The sequence below is a fragment of the Curvibacter sp. APW13 genome (assembly GCF_032337135.1).
Classification (GTDB): Bacteria; Pseudomonadota; Gammaproteobacteria; order Burkholderiales; family Burkholderiaceae_C; genus Allorhodoferax.
The window spans coordinates 51,216-67,519 of record NZ_JAVXZZ010000002.1; the positions used below are offsets into that span (position 1 = coordinate 51,216).

The following is a 16,304-nucleotide window of genomic DNA, read 5'->3' on the forward strand; positions in this document are numbered from 1 at the left end:
CAACATCGACTCATCCAACGGCTGATGGGGGTCTTGTGGACTAAACTCCAAGCAAATCAACCACTTACCGCCAACCGTCAGTGAAACACATTATAGAGTCCAAACCCCAGACGGTGGCGGCACAAGTGAAATTGCTCACGGTGGACGAAAACGCCGACGGCCAGCGCCTGGACAACTTCCTGATCCGGCACCTGGTCGGGGTCCCCAAGACCCATGTCTACCGCATCATCCGCAGTGGTGAGGTGCGGGTGAACAAGGGACGTGCCCAGGCCGAAACCCGCTTGGCGCAAGGCGATGTGGTGCGGGTTCCGCCAGTTCGGACCAGCGAACGGGTGGAGCAGAAGAAGGAGCGCATGGCGCAGGCCGTCGTGCGGGGGCAGGTGCAGGGCGACTTCCCAGTGGTCTGGGAGGACGAGTCCTTTTTGGCCATCAACAAGCCGGCCGGTGTGGCTGTCCATGGCGGCTCGGGGGTCAGTTTCGGGGTGATCGAGCAGCTGCGCATGGCCCGCCCGCAGGCCAAGTTCCTCGAACTGGTGCACCGGATCGACCGTGAAACCAGCGGTTTGCTGCTGATCGCCAAGAAGAAGAGTGCGCTGAAGGACCTGCAGGAGCAGTTCCGGGGGCGCGAGACCGGCAAGGTCTATCTGGCCGCGGTGGACGGCGTGTGGCCAGAAAAGCTCAAGGTGCTGGACAAGTCCCTGCACAAGACCACGGTGAATGAAGGCACACCTTCTGAGGAGCGCCGGGTCAAGGTCGTGCCCAAGGACCATCCGGACGCCATGGCGGCCCTTTCCCTGGTGAAGGTGCTGGCCACGACCGCTGCACGGGACGAATTGCCCCATGGTGCCTCGCTGCTGGAAGTGACGATCAAGACCGGACGCACGCACCAGATCCGGGTGCACCTGGCCAGCGAGGGCTGTGCCATCCTCGGTGACGACAAGTATGGCGACTTTGCCTTGAACAAGGCGCTGGCCCGGGCGCAGGCTCCCCTGCCACTCCGGCGCATGTTCCTGCATGCCTGGAAATTGCAATGTAAGCACCCGCTGACCGGTGAGGCCTTGGAACTTCAGGCAGACTTGGATGCCGATCTGGCCCAATTTGTTCGCGCCGCCTTTTGATGCGCGCTATCTGACATGACCACCCACTCTCTTCCCGCACGGACCAGCCCCATCGCCCTCGTGGCCTTTGACTGGGACGGCACCCTGTTCGATTCCACCGCCATCATCACGCGCTGCATCCAGCAGGCGGTGGTCGATGTCGGCGGTCGCCGACCCACGGTGGAGGCCGCCTCATACGTGATCGGCATGGGCCTGATGCAGGCGCTGGCCCATGCGGCGCCCGACGTGCCGCCCGAAAAATACCCGGAGCTTGGCGCGCGCTACCGGCACCATTATTTCCAGCACCAGGACGACATCAGTCTGTTTGACGGAGTGTTGCCCATGCTGCAGCGCCTGCGTGAGCGGGGAGTCTTGCTGGCAGTGGCCACGGGGAAGAGCCGCAAAGGGCTGGACCATGCGCTCGAAGCGGTGGAGCTGCAGGGGCTGTTCGACAGCTCGCGCACGGCGGACCAGACTGCGGGAAAACCCGATCCCCTGATGCTGAACGAGTTGATGGAAGAGTTTGGGCTCGAGCCGCACCAGGTGCTCATGGTGGGTGATACCACCCACGACCTGCAGATGGCGCTCAACGCGCGTTGCCCCAGTGTGGGTGTGAGCTATGGGGCGCACGAACTGGAGGCATTCACGGCACTGCAACCCCTGCACGTGGCCCATTCGGTGGCGGAACTGCATCAATGGTTCGAGGGTCGTCTGTGAATCTTTCCACACCCCAGGTAGGCTCGCAGGCGGTGTACCTCTGTGAATCCGCGCAATTGGTGCAGGGTGCCGATGCCGTGCCCTTTGATGTGACGTACCTGGGCCGCCATTGCCGTGCCTTTGCGTTCCGCTATGAAGGACTGGTGTACGCCTACCTCAATCGTTGTGCCCACGTGCCGATGGAAATGGACTACCAGCCAAACAAGTTCTTCGATTCCACCGGCCAATGGCTGATGTGCTCCACGCATGGCGCCATGTACAGCCCGAAAACGGGGCAATGCCGCGCTGGCCCCTGTCGCGGCGGGCTCGTTCCCGTGGCAGTCAGCGAAATGGACGGCAAGGTCCACTGGCATACTTCCACCCATATTGCACAGATGGAATTCTGATCATGGACGATTACACCACCGCCACGAATCCCGAAGATGGGCAAAAACCATCGAAGGCCGGCGTGAATGCTGCGCAGGCAGCTACTGAAAACATAGCAAATGCCAAGCCGGGATGGGAGCGTGACATGCTCGAGAAGCTGGCCATGGCCTCCCTCGTCGAGCAGCGTCAGGCACGGCGCTGGCGCAACGGCATCCGGCTGGCGTGGCTGTTGTTCTTTGTGGCCCTCGTGTGGCTGGGTATGGAGCGCGGGGGATCACCGAAGGACGTTAGTTCGCCTCACACGGCGGTGGTCGAGATCAAGGGTGAGATTGCATCGGGTGCCGAGGCCAGTGCCGAAACCGTCGTGTCGGCGCTGCGCAGCGCCTTTGAAGACAAAGGTGCGCAAGGGGTGGTGCTGCTGATCAACTCTCCTGGCGGCAGCCCGGTGCAGGCCGGCATCATCAACGACGAGATCAACCGCCTCAAGAAGCTGCACAGCAAGCCGGTGCTGGCGGTGGTCGAGGAGTCCTGTGCTTCAGCGGCGTACTACATTGCCGTGGCGGCGGACGACATCTATGTGGACAAGGCCAGCATTGTCGGCTCCATTGGGGTGCTCATGGATGGCTTTGGTTTCACCGGACTCATGGACAAGCTTGGTGTCGAGCGGCGCCTGATGACGGCGGGTGAAAACAAGGGTTTCCTGGACCCGTTCAGCCCCCAGACCGCCAAGCAGCGCGAATTCGCCCAGGCCATGCTCGACCGCATCCACCAGCAGTTCATTGCGGTGGTTAAGAAAGGGCGTGGGCAGCGTCTGAAGGAAAGCCCGGAAACCTTCAGCGGCCTGTTCTGGACCGGTGAGCAGGCCATTGACATGGGGCTGGCCGACCATTTCGGCAACATCGACTACGTGGCCCGCGAGGTCATCAAGGCCGAAGAGTTGGTGGATTACACCCACCACGAGAACGTGGCTGAACGCCTGGTGAAGCGCTTTGGGGCTGCGATCGGCCAAGGCGCAGTGCAGGCGCTGCGTTCACTCCCGGCCGTGCACTGATTTCGCCCAGCCAAGCGTTTCAGCGGCCGAGGGCGAAGACCGTCGGGACATCCTGCTCCACGGTCCATGCCTTGCGGCGCCAATCCTGTACGCTGGCACTGCGCACGCTGGCGCTGTCCAGCGTCAAGCCACTGGCGGTGGCCAGGACGGTGCCGGGACGTAGTCCCTTCAGTAGTGATTGCAGTAACGCTGCGTTTCGGTAGGGCGTTTCGATGAAGAGCTGGGTTTGTCCGGACTTGTGGGCCAAGCCTTCCAGCTCCGTGATGCGCTGGGTGCGCTGCGGCTCCTGCGCCGGCAGGTAGCCGACAAAGGCGAAGTTCTGGCCATTGAGGCCACTGGCAGCCAGGGTCAGCATCAGGGACACGGGACCGACCAAGGGGACTACCGGTATGCCCAGCTGGTGCGCAGCGCGCACCACGGAGGAGCCTGGGTCGGCGATGGCGGGCATGCCCGCTTCGCTGACGAGACCGATGTTGTGGCCTTCCAGCGCCGCTTTCAGCAGCGGGCGGGCATCGAATTCACCCTGATGGTCGCCTTTCTTGTGCACTTCGCGCGGCAATTCGGTGATCTGCATGGCCTGCAGGGTGTCGCACAGCGGGTATGCCGCTTCGATGCGCTTGAGGTAGGCGCGGGTGGTCTTGGCGTTTTCGCAGATCCAGTGGCGCAGGGAGGCTGCAGTGCGCAAGGTATGGGCCGGGAGAGCCACCTCCAGTGCGCTGGGTGAATCGCAACCGAAGTCCAGTGGGGCGGGAACCAGGTAGAGCGTGCCGGTCATGCGGGCGAAGCAAGCAGATTGATCCCAGCCGCCCGCAGCATCCGGCAGGTGCGTATCAGTGGCAGGCCCACCAGGGCCGTGGGGTCGTCGTTGTCGATCGATTCCAGCAGTGCGATGCCCAGACCTTCGCTCTTGGCGCTGCCGGCGCAGTCATAGGGTTGCTCCATGCGCAGGTAGTTCTCGATTTCGTCATCGCTCAAGTCCCGGAACTTGACGCGTACCGGGGCCAGGTCGCATTCGGAAAAACCGGTTTCTTCGCACACCACGGCCAGCGCGGTCTGAAACACCACGGTCTGGCCACGCATGCGGCGCAATTGCTCCACGGCCCGTTCGTGGGTACCGGGCTTGCCCAGTGGCTCACCGTTCAGGTCTGCCACCTGGTCGGAGCCGATGACGACACTGCCCGGGTGCTGGCGGGCCACGGCCCGTGCCTTGGCCAATGCCAGGCGCCGGGCAAGTTTCTCGGGCGTTTCGCCGGGCAGCGGGGTTTCATCGACATCCGGCGATTGGACGGTATAGGCAATGCAGAGGCGGTCCAGCAAGGCCTTGCGGTACTTTGAGCTGGAGCCCAGGATCAGCGGGCGGGGGGGTGAGGCTGTCATGGTGGGGGATTCTCTTACACTTGCACCATGACCCACACACCGTTTAACCCGCGGCATCTGCCCGTCGAGATTTTTGCCTCCGAAGGCGCGGTATTGGAATTGCAGACGGAACTGTCTGCCTTGGAGCGCCTGTGCGAGAGCATTCAGGGTAGCGCCCAAGGCTTGGTGGTGCATTGGAGTGTCCAGGGTGAGCTGCGCACCCAGCGTTACGGCGCCCAACCGCAGGTCTGGTTGCATCTGCATGCCCAGGCCCAGGTGCCCATGACTTGCCAGCGCTGCATGGCCGAAGCACTGATCCCCCTCGAAATTGAGCAAAGCTTTCGATTTGTCGCCAACGAAAAGCAGGCGGAAGCCGAGGATGAGGAAAGCGAGGAAGATGTCCTCGTCCTGAGCCGCGACTTCGATGTGCAGGCTCTGGTGGAGGACGAGCTGATCATGGCCTTGCCGCCGATTCCGAAGCATGACGAATGTCCCCAGAAGCCTCGTTTTGAAGCGGTGGATCAGGGCTTTTCAGAAGAGGTCGACGCCAAGCCCAACCCGTTTGCGGTGCTGCAGCAACTGAAGTCCAAAGACAGGACGTGACAGACGCCCTGAATGGCGCTATAATCAGCGGCTTCGCGCATTAACCCCTCGGCGCGTTTTTACTAACCTTCACGTGTTGCCGTTTGGGCAGCACCTTCGCTCAGGAGCGAATCATGGCTGTTCAACAAAACAAAAAATCTCCCTCCAAGCGCGGCATGCACCGCTCGCACAACGCGTTGACCGTTCCCGGCATCGCTGTGGAACCCACCACCGGTGAAACGCACCTGCGTCACCACATCAGCCCTAACGGCTTCTACCGTGGTCGCCAGGTGCTGAAGAACAAGTCTGAAGCCTGATCGCTGACAGACACCCCAAAGCCCGAAGCTACAAATTGCTGTAGCGACGGGCTTTTTTCATTGGTGAACGAATTTCAATGGAGAACAATGTGTCGGTGATTACTCTGGCGGTCGACTGCATGGGCGGCGACCATGGTCCGTCGGTGACGCTGCCCGCTTGCCGAGCCTTTCTGGAGGCTCATCCCCACGCTGAGCTGATTCTGGTCGGTTTGCCCGAGGTGCTGGCTGAGTTCTCGCATCCGCGCGCCCGCGTGGTGGCGGCTTCCGAGGTGGTGCGCATGGATGACCCGCTGGAGGTAGCGCTGCGCAAGAAGAAGGACTCCTCCATGCGCGTGGCGATTGCGCAAGTGAAGGAAGGGGCTGCACAGGCTGCGGTCTCTGCCGGCAACACCGGTGCCCTGATGGCGATTGCACGTTATGTGCTCAAGACCATGGAAGGCATCGAGCGACCGGCCATTGCGGCGCAGATCCCCAATGCCACCGGTGGCGCGACAACCGTGCTGGACCTGGGTGCCAACGTCGACTGCACGGCCGAGCACCTTCTGCAGTTTGCCGTCATGGGGTCGGCCTTGGTGTCGGTGCTCAGCGGTGACGAGTCACCGCGTGTCGGTTTGCTCAATATCGGCGAAGAAGCCATCAAGGGCAATGAAGTTATCAAAAAAGCGGGTGAACTGCTGCGAAATGCGGCCAACTCCGGTGATCTGAACTTCTATGGCAATGTGGAAGGCAATGATATTTTCAAGGGTGTGGTGGACATCGTGGTCTGCGACGGCTTTGTCGGCAACGTGGCCCTGAAGACCAGCGAAGGTCTGGCGTCGATGATCGGCAGTTTCCTAAAGGCGGAATTTTCTCGCAATATCTTTACGAAATTTGCTGCCTTGTTGGCCTATTCGGTTTTATCTGCGCTTAAAAAACGCGTAGATCATCGTCGTTACAACGGCGCTGCATTGCTTGGATTGCGCGGGCTTGTGTTTAAGAGCCATGGTTCGGCCGATGCCGTCGCTTTTGGCAACGCCTTGAGTCGCGCGTATGATGCGGCCCGGAACAACTTGACTGAACAGGTGAAGGCTCGTGTGGACCATGCGGCTCCCTTGCTGTCGGCAACGGCAGCGGCGGCGGCTCCGGTCTGAGCCTTTCTGTATGTATTGATGACTCTGTATTCCCGTATTGCCGGTACCGGCAGCTGTCTGCCGCCGCGCCGCCTGAGCAACGCCGATCTGGTGGCCGAGTTGGCCGCAAAAGGGGTCGAAACTTCGGATGAATGGATCGTCGAGCGCACCGGGATCCGGGCTCGCCATTTTGCCGATGCGGGCGTTTTCAGCAGCGACCTGGGTGCCGAAGCAGCGCGCCAGGCCCTGGACGCTGCGGGCATTGCGGCCTCCGATCTGGACCTGATCATTGTTGCCACGTCCACGCCGGACATGGTGTTTCCTTCTACCGCCTGCATCCTGCAGAACAAGATCGGCGCCAATGGCTGTGCCGCTTTTGATGTACAGGCGGTCTGCAGCGGTTTCGTCTATGCCTTGACCGTTGCGGATGCGATGATCCGCACGGGAGCTGCCCGCAACGCCCTGGTCGTGGGTGCGGAAGTGTTTTCGCGCATCCTGGATTTTTCCGACCGCACGACCTGCGTGTTGTTTGGCGACGGGGCCGGTGCCGTGGTGCTGCAGGCTTCCGCTACGCCGGGCATCCTGGCCAGCGACCTGCACGCCGACGGTCGGCATGTCGATATCCTGTGTGTGCCGGGACATGTGAATGGCGGCGCTGTCATGGGTGACCCCTTGCTTCGCATGGATGGCCAGGCGGTGTTCAAGCTGGCGGTCGGTGTACTTGAAGACGCAGCACGGGCAACACTGGCGAAAGCCGGAAAAACCGATGCGGACATTGATTGGCTGATTCCCCACCAGGCCAATATCCGCATCATGCAGAGCACGGCGAAAAAGCTGAAATTGCCGGCCGACAAACTGGTGGTGACCGTGGACCAGCATGGCAATACCTCGGCGGCATCTATCCCCCTGGCCTTGGATCATCTGGTGCGCAGTGGGCGCACTCAGGCGGGCCAGCTGGCCATGCTCGAAGGCGTCGGTGGTGGCTTCACCTGGGGTGCGGTGCTACTGGTTTTATAGCTGCTTGCGCAGTAACGACGAGGGCTGATAAGCAATATGACCCAATTTTCCTTTGTATTTCCCGGCCAGGGTTCCCAGTCAGTCGGCATGCTCGATGCGTGGGGTGACCACCCAGTGGTGCGCCAGACGCTGCAGGAAGCGTCGGACGCGCTCGGTGAAGACATGGGCCGCCTGATCCACGAGGGCCCCAAGGAAGCGCTGGCGCTCACTACCAATACCCAGCCCGTCATGCTGGTGGCGGGCGTGGCAGCCTACCGCGTGTGGATGGCTGAGGTCGGCTTGCAGCCTTCGCTGGTGGCCGGCCATTCGCTCGGTGAGTATTCGGCGCTGGTCGCCAGTGGTGCCTTGACTCTGGCGCAAGCCGCGCCTCTGGTGCGTTTTCGTGCCCAAGCCATGCAGGATGCAGTGCCGGTAGGTACGGGTGCCATGGCCGCGGTGCTGGGAATGGAGTCTGCCGCAGTGGCCCAGACCTGCGTCGAGGTGACGGCCGAATTCGGTGCTGCTAGCGGCGAAGTGGTCGAGGCCGTGAACTTCAACGATACGGCACAGACCGTGATTGCCGGCAGCAAGGCGGCTGTCGACAAAGCCTGCGAGGTGCTCAAAAGCCGTGGTGCCAAACGCGCGCTGCTGTTGCCTGTGTCGGCCCCGTTCCATTCGTCGCTCATGAAGCCGGCAGCAGAAAGGCTCAAGGCCCACCTGGAAACGATCAACTTGGCTAAACCTGGCATCGATGTGCTGAACAATATCGATGTGGCCGTGGAGACTGACGTAGTCCGCATCAAAGACGCCTTGTACCGACAGGCCTTCGGCCCGGTGCGTTGGGTCGAAAGCGTGCGGGCCATGAAAGCGCGCGGCATTGTCACAGTAGTGGAATGTGGCCCTGGTAAGGTACTGGTAGGTCTGGTCAAGCGCATCGAGGCGGACATGCGTTCCGGCATGGTGATGGATCCCGCTACATTGAATGAAACCAAGGAGTTGTTGGCATGACGGCAGTGCGCATGGAAGGGCAAGTCGCCCTTGTTACGGGTGCTTCGCGCGGCATTGGCGCGGCGATTGCGCTGGAGCTGGCACGCAAAGGGGCCAAGGTCATCGGAACTGCGACCACCGAGGCCGGTGCACAGCGGATCGCCGCACAGTTGGCGGACTTCCCTGGATGTGCTGGGCGCGTGCTTGACGTAGCGGATGGTTCGCAGTGCGATGCATTGGTGGATGCCGTGGTCAAGGAATTCGGTGCCCTGCATATCCTCGTGAACAATGCCGGCATCACCCGAGACACCCTGGCCATGCGCATGAAGGACGATGACTGGGATGCGGTGATGGATGCCAACCTCAAGGGTGTTTTCCGCATGAGCCGTGCCGCCATCCGGCCCATGATGAAGCAGCGCTATGGCCGCATCATCGGCATTACCTCGGTGGTGGGCGCTTCTGGCAACCCAGGACAAGCCAATTACGCGGCCGCCAAGGCCGGTGTCGCCGGGATGACGCGGGCGCTGGCCCGCGAGCTGGGCTCGCGTAACATCACGGTGAACTGCGTCGCGCCAGGCTTCATTGAAACCGACATGACAGCAAGCCTGCCCGAAGAGCAGCAGAAAGCCTTGCTGTCGCAGATTCCCCTGGGGCATCTGGGCAAACCTTCCGACATTGCGCACGCAGTGGCATACCTCGCCTCGCCGGAAGCAGCCTATGTCACCGGCCAGGAGTTGCATGTGAACGGCGGCATGTACATGTAAGAACTTTGGTCTGCTGTATCCGTGCAGGCCAAGCCATTTAGGGCACCGTCTCTAACTTGGGTAAAATCACGGATTGTTTTCAACCACCCTTAGAGGGAACACATGAGCGATATCGAATTACGCGTCAAGAAAATCATTGCCGAGCAACTCGGTGTTGAAGAGTCTCAAGTCACCAATGAAAAGGCTTTCGTGGCCGATCTGGGTGCTGACTCCCTGGACACCGTAGAACTGGTGATGGCATTGGAAGACGAATTCGGCATTGAAATTCCGGATGAGGATGCTGAGAAGATCACGACGGTTCAAAACGCCATCGACTACGCCAACGCCCATAAAAAGGCCTGATCGCGTAGTGGGCGTGCGCGCCCCAGGGGGTGACGGGTTCCGGTGCATTGTGGCGACTGGAACCCCGTTGCCCTTTTTTTTTGTCTGAGTCGTTTTCGGCTCACCATTGGATAACCATAAGGTCTGATCGCTATGTCTCGTCGTCGAGTAGTCGTAACAGGTTTGGGCTGCATCAGCCCCGTGGGCAACACCGTGGGTGATGCCTGGAACAACTTGCTGGCTGGCAAGTCGGGTGTGGATGTGATTTCGAAGTTCGACGCGTCCGCGTTCTCCTGCAAGATTGCGGGTGAAGTGCGTAACTTTGACGTCGAGGCATACATGCCTGCCAAGGAAGCACGCACGATGGATACCTTTATCCATTACGGCATTGCGGCCGCGGCGCAGGCAGTACAGGACGCAGGTCTGGCGACCGGAGAGGCATTGAGCGAAGACCAGGCGGTACGCATCGGTTGTGTTGTGGGTTCGGGCATCGGTGGCCTGCCCTTGATCGAATCCACCCACAGTGAATTCGTCAACCGTGGAGCACGTCGGATTTCCCCGTTTTTTGTGCCCGCCACCATCATCAACATGATCTCGGGTCATGTGTCGATGCGCTACGGCTTCAAGGGCCCGAATATTTCCATCGTGACCGCCTGTACCACGGGCCTGCACTGCATCGGCCAGGCAGGGCGCATGATCGAGTACGGTGACGCCGACGTGATGATCGCTGGTGGCGCTGAAGCGACGGTGTCGCCGCTGGGCATTGGTGGTTTTGCCGCCATGCGTGCGCTGAGCACTCGAAACGACGATCCGACCGCTGCGTCGCGCCCCTGGGACAAGGACCGCGATGGCTTTGTACTCGGAGAGGGCGCTGGCGTGCTGGTTCTTGAAGAGTACGAGCATGCCAAGGCGCGCGGCGCCAAGATCTATGCCGAACTGGCCGGATTTGGTATGAGTGCCGACGCCGGACACATGACCGCGCCCAACATGGACGGCCCGCGTCGAGCCATGCTCAGTGCATTGGCTAACGCTGGGGTTAACGCTGATCAAGTCGACTACCTCAACGCCCACGGCACGTCGACCCCCTTGGGTGACGTGAACGAAAGCAACGCCATCAAGGCAGCCTTGGGTGACCATGCGCGCAAGGTGGTGGTCAATTCCACCAAATCCATGACCGGGCACCTTCTGGGTGGCGCCGGTGGTGTGGAATCGGTGTTCACGGTGCTGGCCATGCACCACCAAAAGAGCCCACCGACCATCAACCTGCAGAACCAGGATCCGGAATGCGATCTGGACTACTGTGCCAATACCGCGCGCGACATGCGCATTGATGTGGCCGTCAAGAACAACTTCGGTTTTGGCGGTACCAACGGTACCTTGGTGTTCAAACGCGCGTAAATCCAGTGCTTTCTGCCACGGACCCTCGCTACCAACCGCCCGCCGTGGTCTGGGCTGCGGGGCCGGGTTGGCAGGTAGCGGCAGTGCCTTGGGTGGTCGCTTGCGGGTTGATCGGCATGTTGGCGATATGGCTAGGCTGGCGCGAGGGGCTCGACGTCGGGCTGCTTTGTGCGGTGGTAGCTGCGTGCGCCGCGGTTGCCGTCTTCGAATGCAGGTCGCCCAGTGTTCGCCGTTTGGAATGGAATCGGCGCGAATGGTCATTGGTCCGTGCTGCGCAAGGGGCGGATAGATCGGATGCGCTGCTTTCGAGCGAGCCATGCACGCTGCAGATTCCCTTGGATCTGCAAGTTGTCCTGTTAGTGCGCGCCATGGAATCCTCGACCAAGCGGGTGCATTGGCTCTGGTTGGCTCAGGGATCCGACCCCTTGGCGTGGCATCGCCTGCGTTGTGCGGTGTTTGGCTCGGGTCAACCTTGAAGGCCGATCCAGCGTCACTATCTACTCAATCCCCCCTTGTCTACCTATTTCACTATGCTCTTCGACCCATCTCCGTTCACTGCGTCGGCTCGGCGCGTTGTTGGTTCAGTCGCCATGGCCATGGCGTTCGTCGGAGGGCTGGGTGGACCTGCTCCAGCAAGTGCTCAGACGCGCACACTCCCGGACTTCACGGATCTGGTGGAGCAGGTCAGTCCCTCGGTAGTCAATATTCGCACGCTGGAGCGGGTATCGAGTCGACAGGCCAATGGCGGCGGGCCCAGCGAAGAAGAGATGCTGGAGTTTTTCCGGCGATTCGGATTGCCGCTGCCCAACCTTCCGCGCCAAGGCCCACGGCCCAACCGTCCACAGCCCCAGGAGGAAGAGCAGCCCCGTGGCGTCGGCTCCGGCTTTGTGTTGTCGTCGGACGGCCTGATCATGACCAACGCCCATGTGGTGGATGGCGCCGACGAGATGATCGTGACGCTGACGGACAAGCGGGAATTCAAGGCCAAGTTGGTTGGTGCCGACAAGCGCAGCGATGTGGCGGTGGTCAAGATCGAGGCCAGCGGTCTCCCCGCTGTCAAGATTGGCGACGTCAATCGTCTCAAAGTTGGAGAATGGGTCATGGCCATTGGGTCTCCATTCGGTCTCGAGAACACAGTCACGGCCGGTATCGTGAGCGCAAAGCAACGCGATACGGGGGACTACCTGCCCTTCATCCAGACGGATGTGGCCATCAACCCCGGCAACTCGGGCGGACCACTCATCAACATGCGTGGCGAAGTGGTCGGTATCAACAGCCAGATCTATTCACGCTCCGGTGGATTCATGGGCATCTCGTTTTCCATTCCGATCGATGAAGCAATGCGTGTGAGCGACCAGCTGCGGGCCAACGGACGCGTTTCCCGTGGTCGCATCGGCGTTCAAATTGAGCAAGTCACGAAGGAGGTCGCCGAGTCCATCGGATTGGGTAAACCCCAGGGAGCATTGGTGCGCGCCGTCGAAAGCGGTTCTCCGGCAGAAAAGGCGGGCGTCGAGGCGGGAGACATCATCACCAAGTTTGATGGCAAAACGATCGAGAAATCGAGTGACCTTCCACGTCTTGTTGGCAGCACCAAACCGGGCAATCGCAGCACCGTCACCGTATTCCGGCGCGGAAGCAGCAAGGACCTGACGGTGGTGATTGCGGAAATCGAAAGCGACAAGCCTGCGGTCAAGGCCAAAGGCAAGGAAGAGAAGATTCCTTCCACAGGCGCGTTGCAGGCCTGGGGCCTGGCTGTCAGCGAGCTTTCCGATGCGCAACGCAAGGAACTCAAGGTCAAGGCTGGCGTACGTGTGGACGGTGTGACCGATTCCGCAGCGCGGGCGGGTTTGCGGGAAGGTGATGTCATTGTTGCTGCTGCCAATTCGGAGGTCGCCTCGGTACGGGAGCTGGAGACGGTGGTATCCAAACAGGACAAGTCCAAGCCGCTGAGCATTCTGTTTAAGCGTGGCGAGTGGACGCAGTACGCCATTCTCAAATTTGGTCCGCGGTAGAAAACCTAGCCGCTGCTAGGGGTTTGGGTGGCCGGTGTTGTTTGGGCGCACCGGTATGCCGCTGCAGGCGTGCTCGGCGTTTCTTCAATTGAGCGGGTAAAATTGACGGACTGACGATGTTTTTGGGGACACTTGGTGTTGGCAGACCACAATGTGAAAAGAGTGGCTGGTATTCCACAATGCATCTACAGCTTGTTCACATTTTTGCAGGATGGTCTGTTGATAAGATGTGAATAAGTTGGTTGTTGCTGAGTCGCAACGGCCACCCGGAATCGGAAATAGGGTCCTGAGACCACAATTTTTGCCTACAATGAAGCTCCAACCTTCGCAGTTGCCAAAGATTGTTGGTTCAGGGCGCGGCCTCTTGGCCGCGCCCTTTTTTATTGGCGCTTAGCGCATTTTTGTTGGCCAGATTTGGCTTGTTTGTCGATGAATCACATACGTAACTTCTCCATCATCGCCCACATCGATCATGGCAAGTCCACGCTGGCCGATCGTTTGATCCAACGCTGCGGCGGCCTGGAGGAGCGGCAGATGGAGGCGCAGGTTCTGGACTCGATGGATATCGAGAAAGAGCGTGGCATCACCATCAAGGCGCAGACCGCGGCACTGCACTACAAGGCCAAGGACGGCAACACCTACAACCTCAACCTCATCGATACGCCTGGCCATGTGGACTTCTCCTATGAGGTCAGTCGATCCCTCTCGGCCTGTGAGGGGGCATTGCTGGTGGTCGATGCCTCGCAGGGTGTTGAAGCGCAGACAGTGGCGAATTGCTACACGGCGCTTGACCTGGGCGTCGAGGTGTTGCCGGTGCTCAACAAGATGGATTTGCCGCAGGCCGATCCGGAAAACGCCAAGGCGGAAATTGAGGACGTGATTGGGATCGACGCGTCTGCGGCGATCCCCTGCTCGGCCAAGAGTGGCATGGGTGTCGACGATATTCTGGAAGCTATTGTGGCCAAAGTGCCGGCGCCGCGCGGGAATCCGGACGGTGCATTGCGTGCCATGATCATCGACAGCTGGTTCGACAGCTATGTCGGCGTGGTCATGCTGGTGCGCGTGGTCGATGGGCGCCTGCAAAAAGGGGAGCGCATCAAACTGATGGCGACCGAGGCGCAGTACAACGCAGAAAAACTCGGCGTTTTCACGCCCGCCAACGAAGCGCGCGATTCGCTGGAAGCTGGCGAAGTGGGTTACATCATTGCTGGCATCAAGGAATTGCAAGCGGCGAAGGTGGGTGATACCGTGACCATGGTCAAGCAGGGCAGCGGTGGAGCAGCATTTACGGCCACTGACCCTCTGCCGGGCTTCAAGGAGATCCAGCCACAGGTGTTTGCGGGCTTGTATCCCACGGAAGCCAGTGAGTACGATTCTTTGCGTGATGCGCTGGAAAAGCTCAAACTCAACGACGCGTCCCTGCAATACGAGCCCGAGGTATCACAGGCCCTGGGGTTCGGATTCCGCTGTGGCTTCCTGGGCTTGCTGCACATGGAGATCGTGCAGGAACGTCTTGAACGGGAATTCGATCAGGACCTGATTACCACGGCGCCGAGCGTGGTCTACCAGGTGCTGAAGGCCGATGGTGAACTGGTCATGGTGGAGAACCCATCCAAGATGCCTGAGGTCTCGAAGATCGACGAAATCCGGGAGCCGATCGTCACGGTGCACCTGTACATGCCCCAAGACTACGTGGGCACGGTCATGACGCTGGCAAACCAGAAGCGCGGCGTGCAGATCAACATGGCCTACCACGGTCGCCAGGTGATGTTGACCTATGAGATGCCATTGGGTGAGATCGTGCTGGACTTCTTTGACAAGCTCAAATCGGTCAGCCGTGGTTACGCATCGATGGATTACGAGTTCAAGGAATACCGAGCCTCCGACGTCGTGAAGGTGGATATCCTGCTCAATGGCGACCGCGTCGATGCGCTCTCGATCATCGTGCATCGTTCTCAGTCACAATACCGGGGCCGTGCCGTGGTGGCGAAGATGCGGGAAATCATTTCCCGTCAGATGTTCGATGTGGCCATCCAGGCTGCCATCGGAGCCAACATCATCGCCCGCGAGACTGTGAAGGCCATGCGCAAGAATGTGCTGGCCAAATGCTACGGCGGAGATATCAGCCGCAAGCGCAAGTTGCTGGAAAAGCAAAAGGCGGGCAAGAAGCGCATGAAACAGATCGGTTCGGTCGAAGTGCCCCAAGAGGCCTTCTTGGCCATTTTGCAGGTAGAAGATTGATGCAAGCATTTACCGCCGCCGTTTTGGGCGCATTCGGGCTGTACGCCGGGTCCTGGTACCTCGGGCTCATTGAGGGCAACTTTGCTTTGCTGCTGTTCTTGGCCACTGTGGTCACCGGGCTCTACTGGCTGGCCGAGCGCTTCTATTTCCTGCCCCAGCGACAAAAGGCTGCCGCGGAGGTTCAGGCGCAGGCCGTTCAACGCAAGGCCGAGTTGCAGAAGCTGGGCATCGCCCACGACGAGGTGGATGTGGCTGCCGTGCAGAGTAAGCTGCTGGCACAGCCTTGGTGGCTGGATTGGACTGCCGGGTTGTTCCCCGTAATCATCGCGGTGTTCTTCTTGCGTTCGTTCCTGTTCGAGCCTTTCAAGATTCCTTCGGGTTCCATGATTCCCACCTTGCTGGTGGGAGACCTGATCCTGGTGAACAAGTTTGTGTATGGCATCCGCCTTCCGGTGATCAATGCCAAGATCACCTCTGGGACGCCCCCGCAGCGCGGCGATGTGATGGTGTTCCGCTACCCGCCCAAGCCGAGCATGGACTACATCAAGCGTGTGGTGGGGGTGCCCGGAGATACCGTGGCCTACATCAACAAGCGGCTGACGATCAATGGTGTGCCCGTTGTCACGCAGCCCATGCCCGAGTACTTCGACGAGAGCATGATGCGCTATTTCAAGCAGTACGAGGAAACGATCGGCGACAAGAAGCACCGCTTGCTCAACGACGATCGCCAGCCCGCCTTTGTTGCAGGTATCGAAGACTTTCCTGGCCGTGAGGCCTGCGCCTACACCATTGAAGGGGTGACCTGCAAAGTGCCTGAAGGGCACTATTTCATGATGGGGGACAACCGGGACAATTCCCTGGACTCGCGCTATTGGGGTTTTGTTCCGGATGCCAACATCGTGGGCAAAGCCTTTTTCGTTTGGATGAATTTTGGCAATCCGAAGCGCATTGGCAGTTTCGATTGACCTCGTGTATTGATACCATTCAATT

Annotated in this window: 17 protein-coding genes; 15 read left to right on the forward strand and 2 right to left on the reverse strand. The window is 60.1% G+C overall.

Annotation, left to right across the window (positions count from 1 at the left end; genetic code table 11):
• Positions 1 to 80: 80 nt before the first annotated feature.
• From RQP54_RS08565 to RQP54_RS08580, 4 genes are read left to right on the forward strand one after another with little or no spacing between them, the layout of a single operon-like run.
• Positions 81 to 1,118 carry an RluA family pseudouridine synthase gene (locus RQP54_RS08565; RefSeq protein WP_315677827.1) on the forward strand — a complete coding sequence of 346 codons (1,038 nt, stop codon included), beginning with the start codon at positions 81 to 83 and terminating at the stop codon, positions 1,116 to 1,118.
• A 15-nt stretch (positions 1,119 to 1,133) separates the two neighbouring features.
• Positions 1,134 to 1,814, forward strand: a complete 681-nt coding sequence (locus RQP54_RS08570; RefSeq protein ID WP_315677828.1) for an HAD-IA family hydrolase — start codon at positions 1,134 to 1,136, stop codon at positions 1,812 to 1,814.
• The gene (locus RQP54_RS08575) at positions 1,811 to 2,200 is read left to right on the forward strand and encodes a Rieske (2Fe-2S) protein (RefSeq protein WP_315677830.1); all 390 of its coding nucleotides are present in this window, start codon (positions 1,811 to 1,813) and stop codon (positions 2,198 to 2,200) included. Before RQP54_RS08570 ends, RQP54_RS08575 begins: the two co-directional genes overlap by 4 nt.
• 2 nt (positions 2,201 to 2,202) lie before the next feature.
• On the forward strand, positions 2,203 to 3,231 hold the full coding sequence (locus RQP54_RS08580; protein ID WP_315677831.1) for a S49 family peptidase: 1,029 nt from the start codon (positions 2,203 to 2,205) through the stop codon (positions 3,229 to 3,231).
• A gap of 19 nt (positions 3,232 to 3,250) precedes the next feature.
• On the opposite strand, the gene RQP54_RS08585 is transcribed toward RQP54_RS08580, so the two are convergent.
• Together RQP54_RS08585 and RQP54_RS08590 are read right to left on the reverse strand one after the other, a co-directional pair.
• The gene (locus RQP54_RS08585) at positions 3,251 to 4,006 is read right to left on the reverse strand and encodes an SAM-dependent methyltransferase (RefSeq protein ID WP_315677832.1); all 756 of its coding nucleotides are present in this window, start codon (positions 4,004 to 4,006) and stop codon (positions 3,251 to 3,253) included.
• Complete coding sequence (locus RQP54_RS08590) at positions 4,003 to 4,608, reverse strand: Maf family nucleotide pyrophosphatase (RefSeq protein ID WP_315677833.1); 606 nt, start codon at positions 4,606 to 4,608, stop codon at positions 4,003 to 4,005. Before RQP54_RS08590 ends, RQP54_RS08585 begins: the two co-directional genes overlap by 4 nt.
• A 27-nt stretch (positions 4,609 to 4,635) precedes the next feature.
• Here RQP54_RS08590 and RQP54_RS08595 point away from each other — a divergent pair, with 27 nt between their 5' ends.
• The 11 genes from RQP54_RS08595 to lepB all read left to right on the forward strand — a co-directional run bounded on the left by RQP54_RS08595 (position 4,636) and on the right by lepB (position 16,279).
• Complete coding sequence (locus RQP54_RS08595) at positions 4,636 to 5,190, forward strand: YceD family protein (RefSeq protein ID WP_315677834.1); 555 nt, start codon at positions 4,636 to 4,638, stop codon at positions 5,188 to 5,190.
• 113 nt (positions 5,191 to 5,303) lie between these two features.
• A complete protein-coding gene (gene rpmF / locus RQP54_RS08600; RefSeq protein WP_011794326.1) occupies positions 5,304 to 5,486 on the forward strand; it encodes a 50S ribosomal protein L32 in 183 nt (60 codons plus the stop codon).
• Positions 5,487 to 5,581: 95 nt separating this feature from the next.
• On the forward strand, positions 5,582 to 6,616 hold the full coding sequence (gene plsX, locus RQP54_RS08605; protein WP_315678803.1) for a phosphate acyltransferase PlsX: 1,035 nt from the start codon (positions 5,582 to 5,584) through the stop codon (positions 6,614 to 6,616).
• 18 nt (positions 6,617 to 6,634) lie between these two features.
• A complete protein-coding gene (locus RQP54_RS08610; RefSeq protein ID WP_315677835.1) occupies positions 6,635 to 7,612 on the forward strand; it encodes a beta-ketoacyl-ACP synthase III in 978 nt (325 codons plus the stop codon).
• 36 nt (positions 7,613 to 7,648) lie between these two features.
• Positions 7,649 to 8,599, forward strand: coding sequence for an ACP S-malonyltransferase (gene fabD, locus RQP54_RS08615; protein ID WP_315677836.1), 951 nt, complete (start codon positions 7,649 to 7,651; stop codon positions 8,597 to 8,599).
• Positions 8,596 to 9,342: a 3-oxoacyl-ACP reductase FabG gene (gene fabG, locus RQP54_RS08620; RefSeq protein ID WP_315677837.1), complete on the forward strand. Its 747-nt coding sequence runs from the start codon at positions 8,596 to 8,598 to the stop codon at positions 9,340 to 9,342. Before fabD ends, fabG begins: the two co-directional genes overlap by 4 nt.
• 102 nt (positions 9,343 to 9,444) lie before the next feature.
• On the forward strand, positions 9,445 to 9,684 hold the full coding sequence (acpP, locus tag RQP54_RS08625; protein ID WP_315677838.1) for an acyl carrier protein: 240 nt from the start codon (positions 9,445 to 9,447) through the stop codon (positions 9,682 to 9,684).
• Positions 9,685 to 9,816: 132 nt separating this feature from the next.
• Entirely contained in the window at positions 9,817 to 11,061 is a 1,245-nt protein-coding gene (gene fabF, locus RQP54_RS08630; RefSeq protein ID WP_315677839.1) for a beta-ketoacyl-ACP synthase II, read from the forward strand.
• Between the two features lie 590 nt (positions 11,062 to 11,651).
• Positions 11,652 to 13,073 (forward strand): DegQ family serine endoprotease, encoded by a 1,422-nt coding sequence (locus RQP54_RS08635; protein WP_409997567.1) that lies wholly within the window; start codon positions 11,652 to 11,654, stop codon positions 13,071 to 13,073.
• Positions 13,074 to 13,502: 429 nt separating this feature from the next.
• A complete protein-coding gene (lepA, locus tag RQP54_RS08640) occupies positions 13,503 to 15,314 on the forward strand; it encodes a translation elongation factor 4 (protein ID WP_315677841.1) in 1,812 nt (603 codons plus the stop codon).
• Positions 15,314 to 16,279: a signal peptidase I gene (lepB, locus tag RQP54_RS08645; RefSeq protein ID WP_315677842.1), complete on the forward strand. Its 966-nt coding sequence runs from the start codon at positions 15,314 to 15,316 to the stop codon at positions 16,277 to 16,279. Before lepA ends, lepB begins: the two co-directional genes overlap by 1 nt.
• Positions 16,280 to 16,304: the final 25 nt, after the last annotated feature.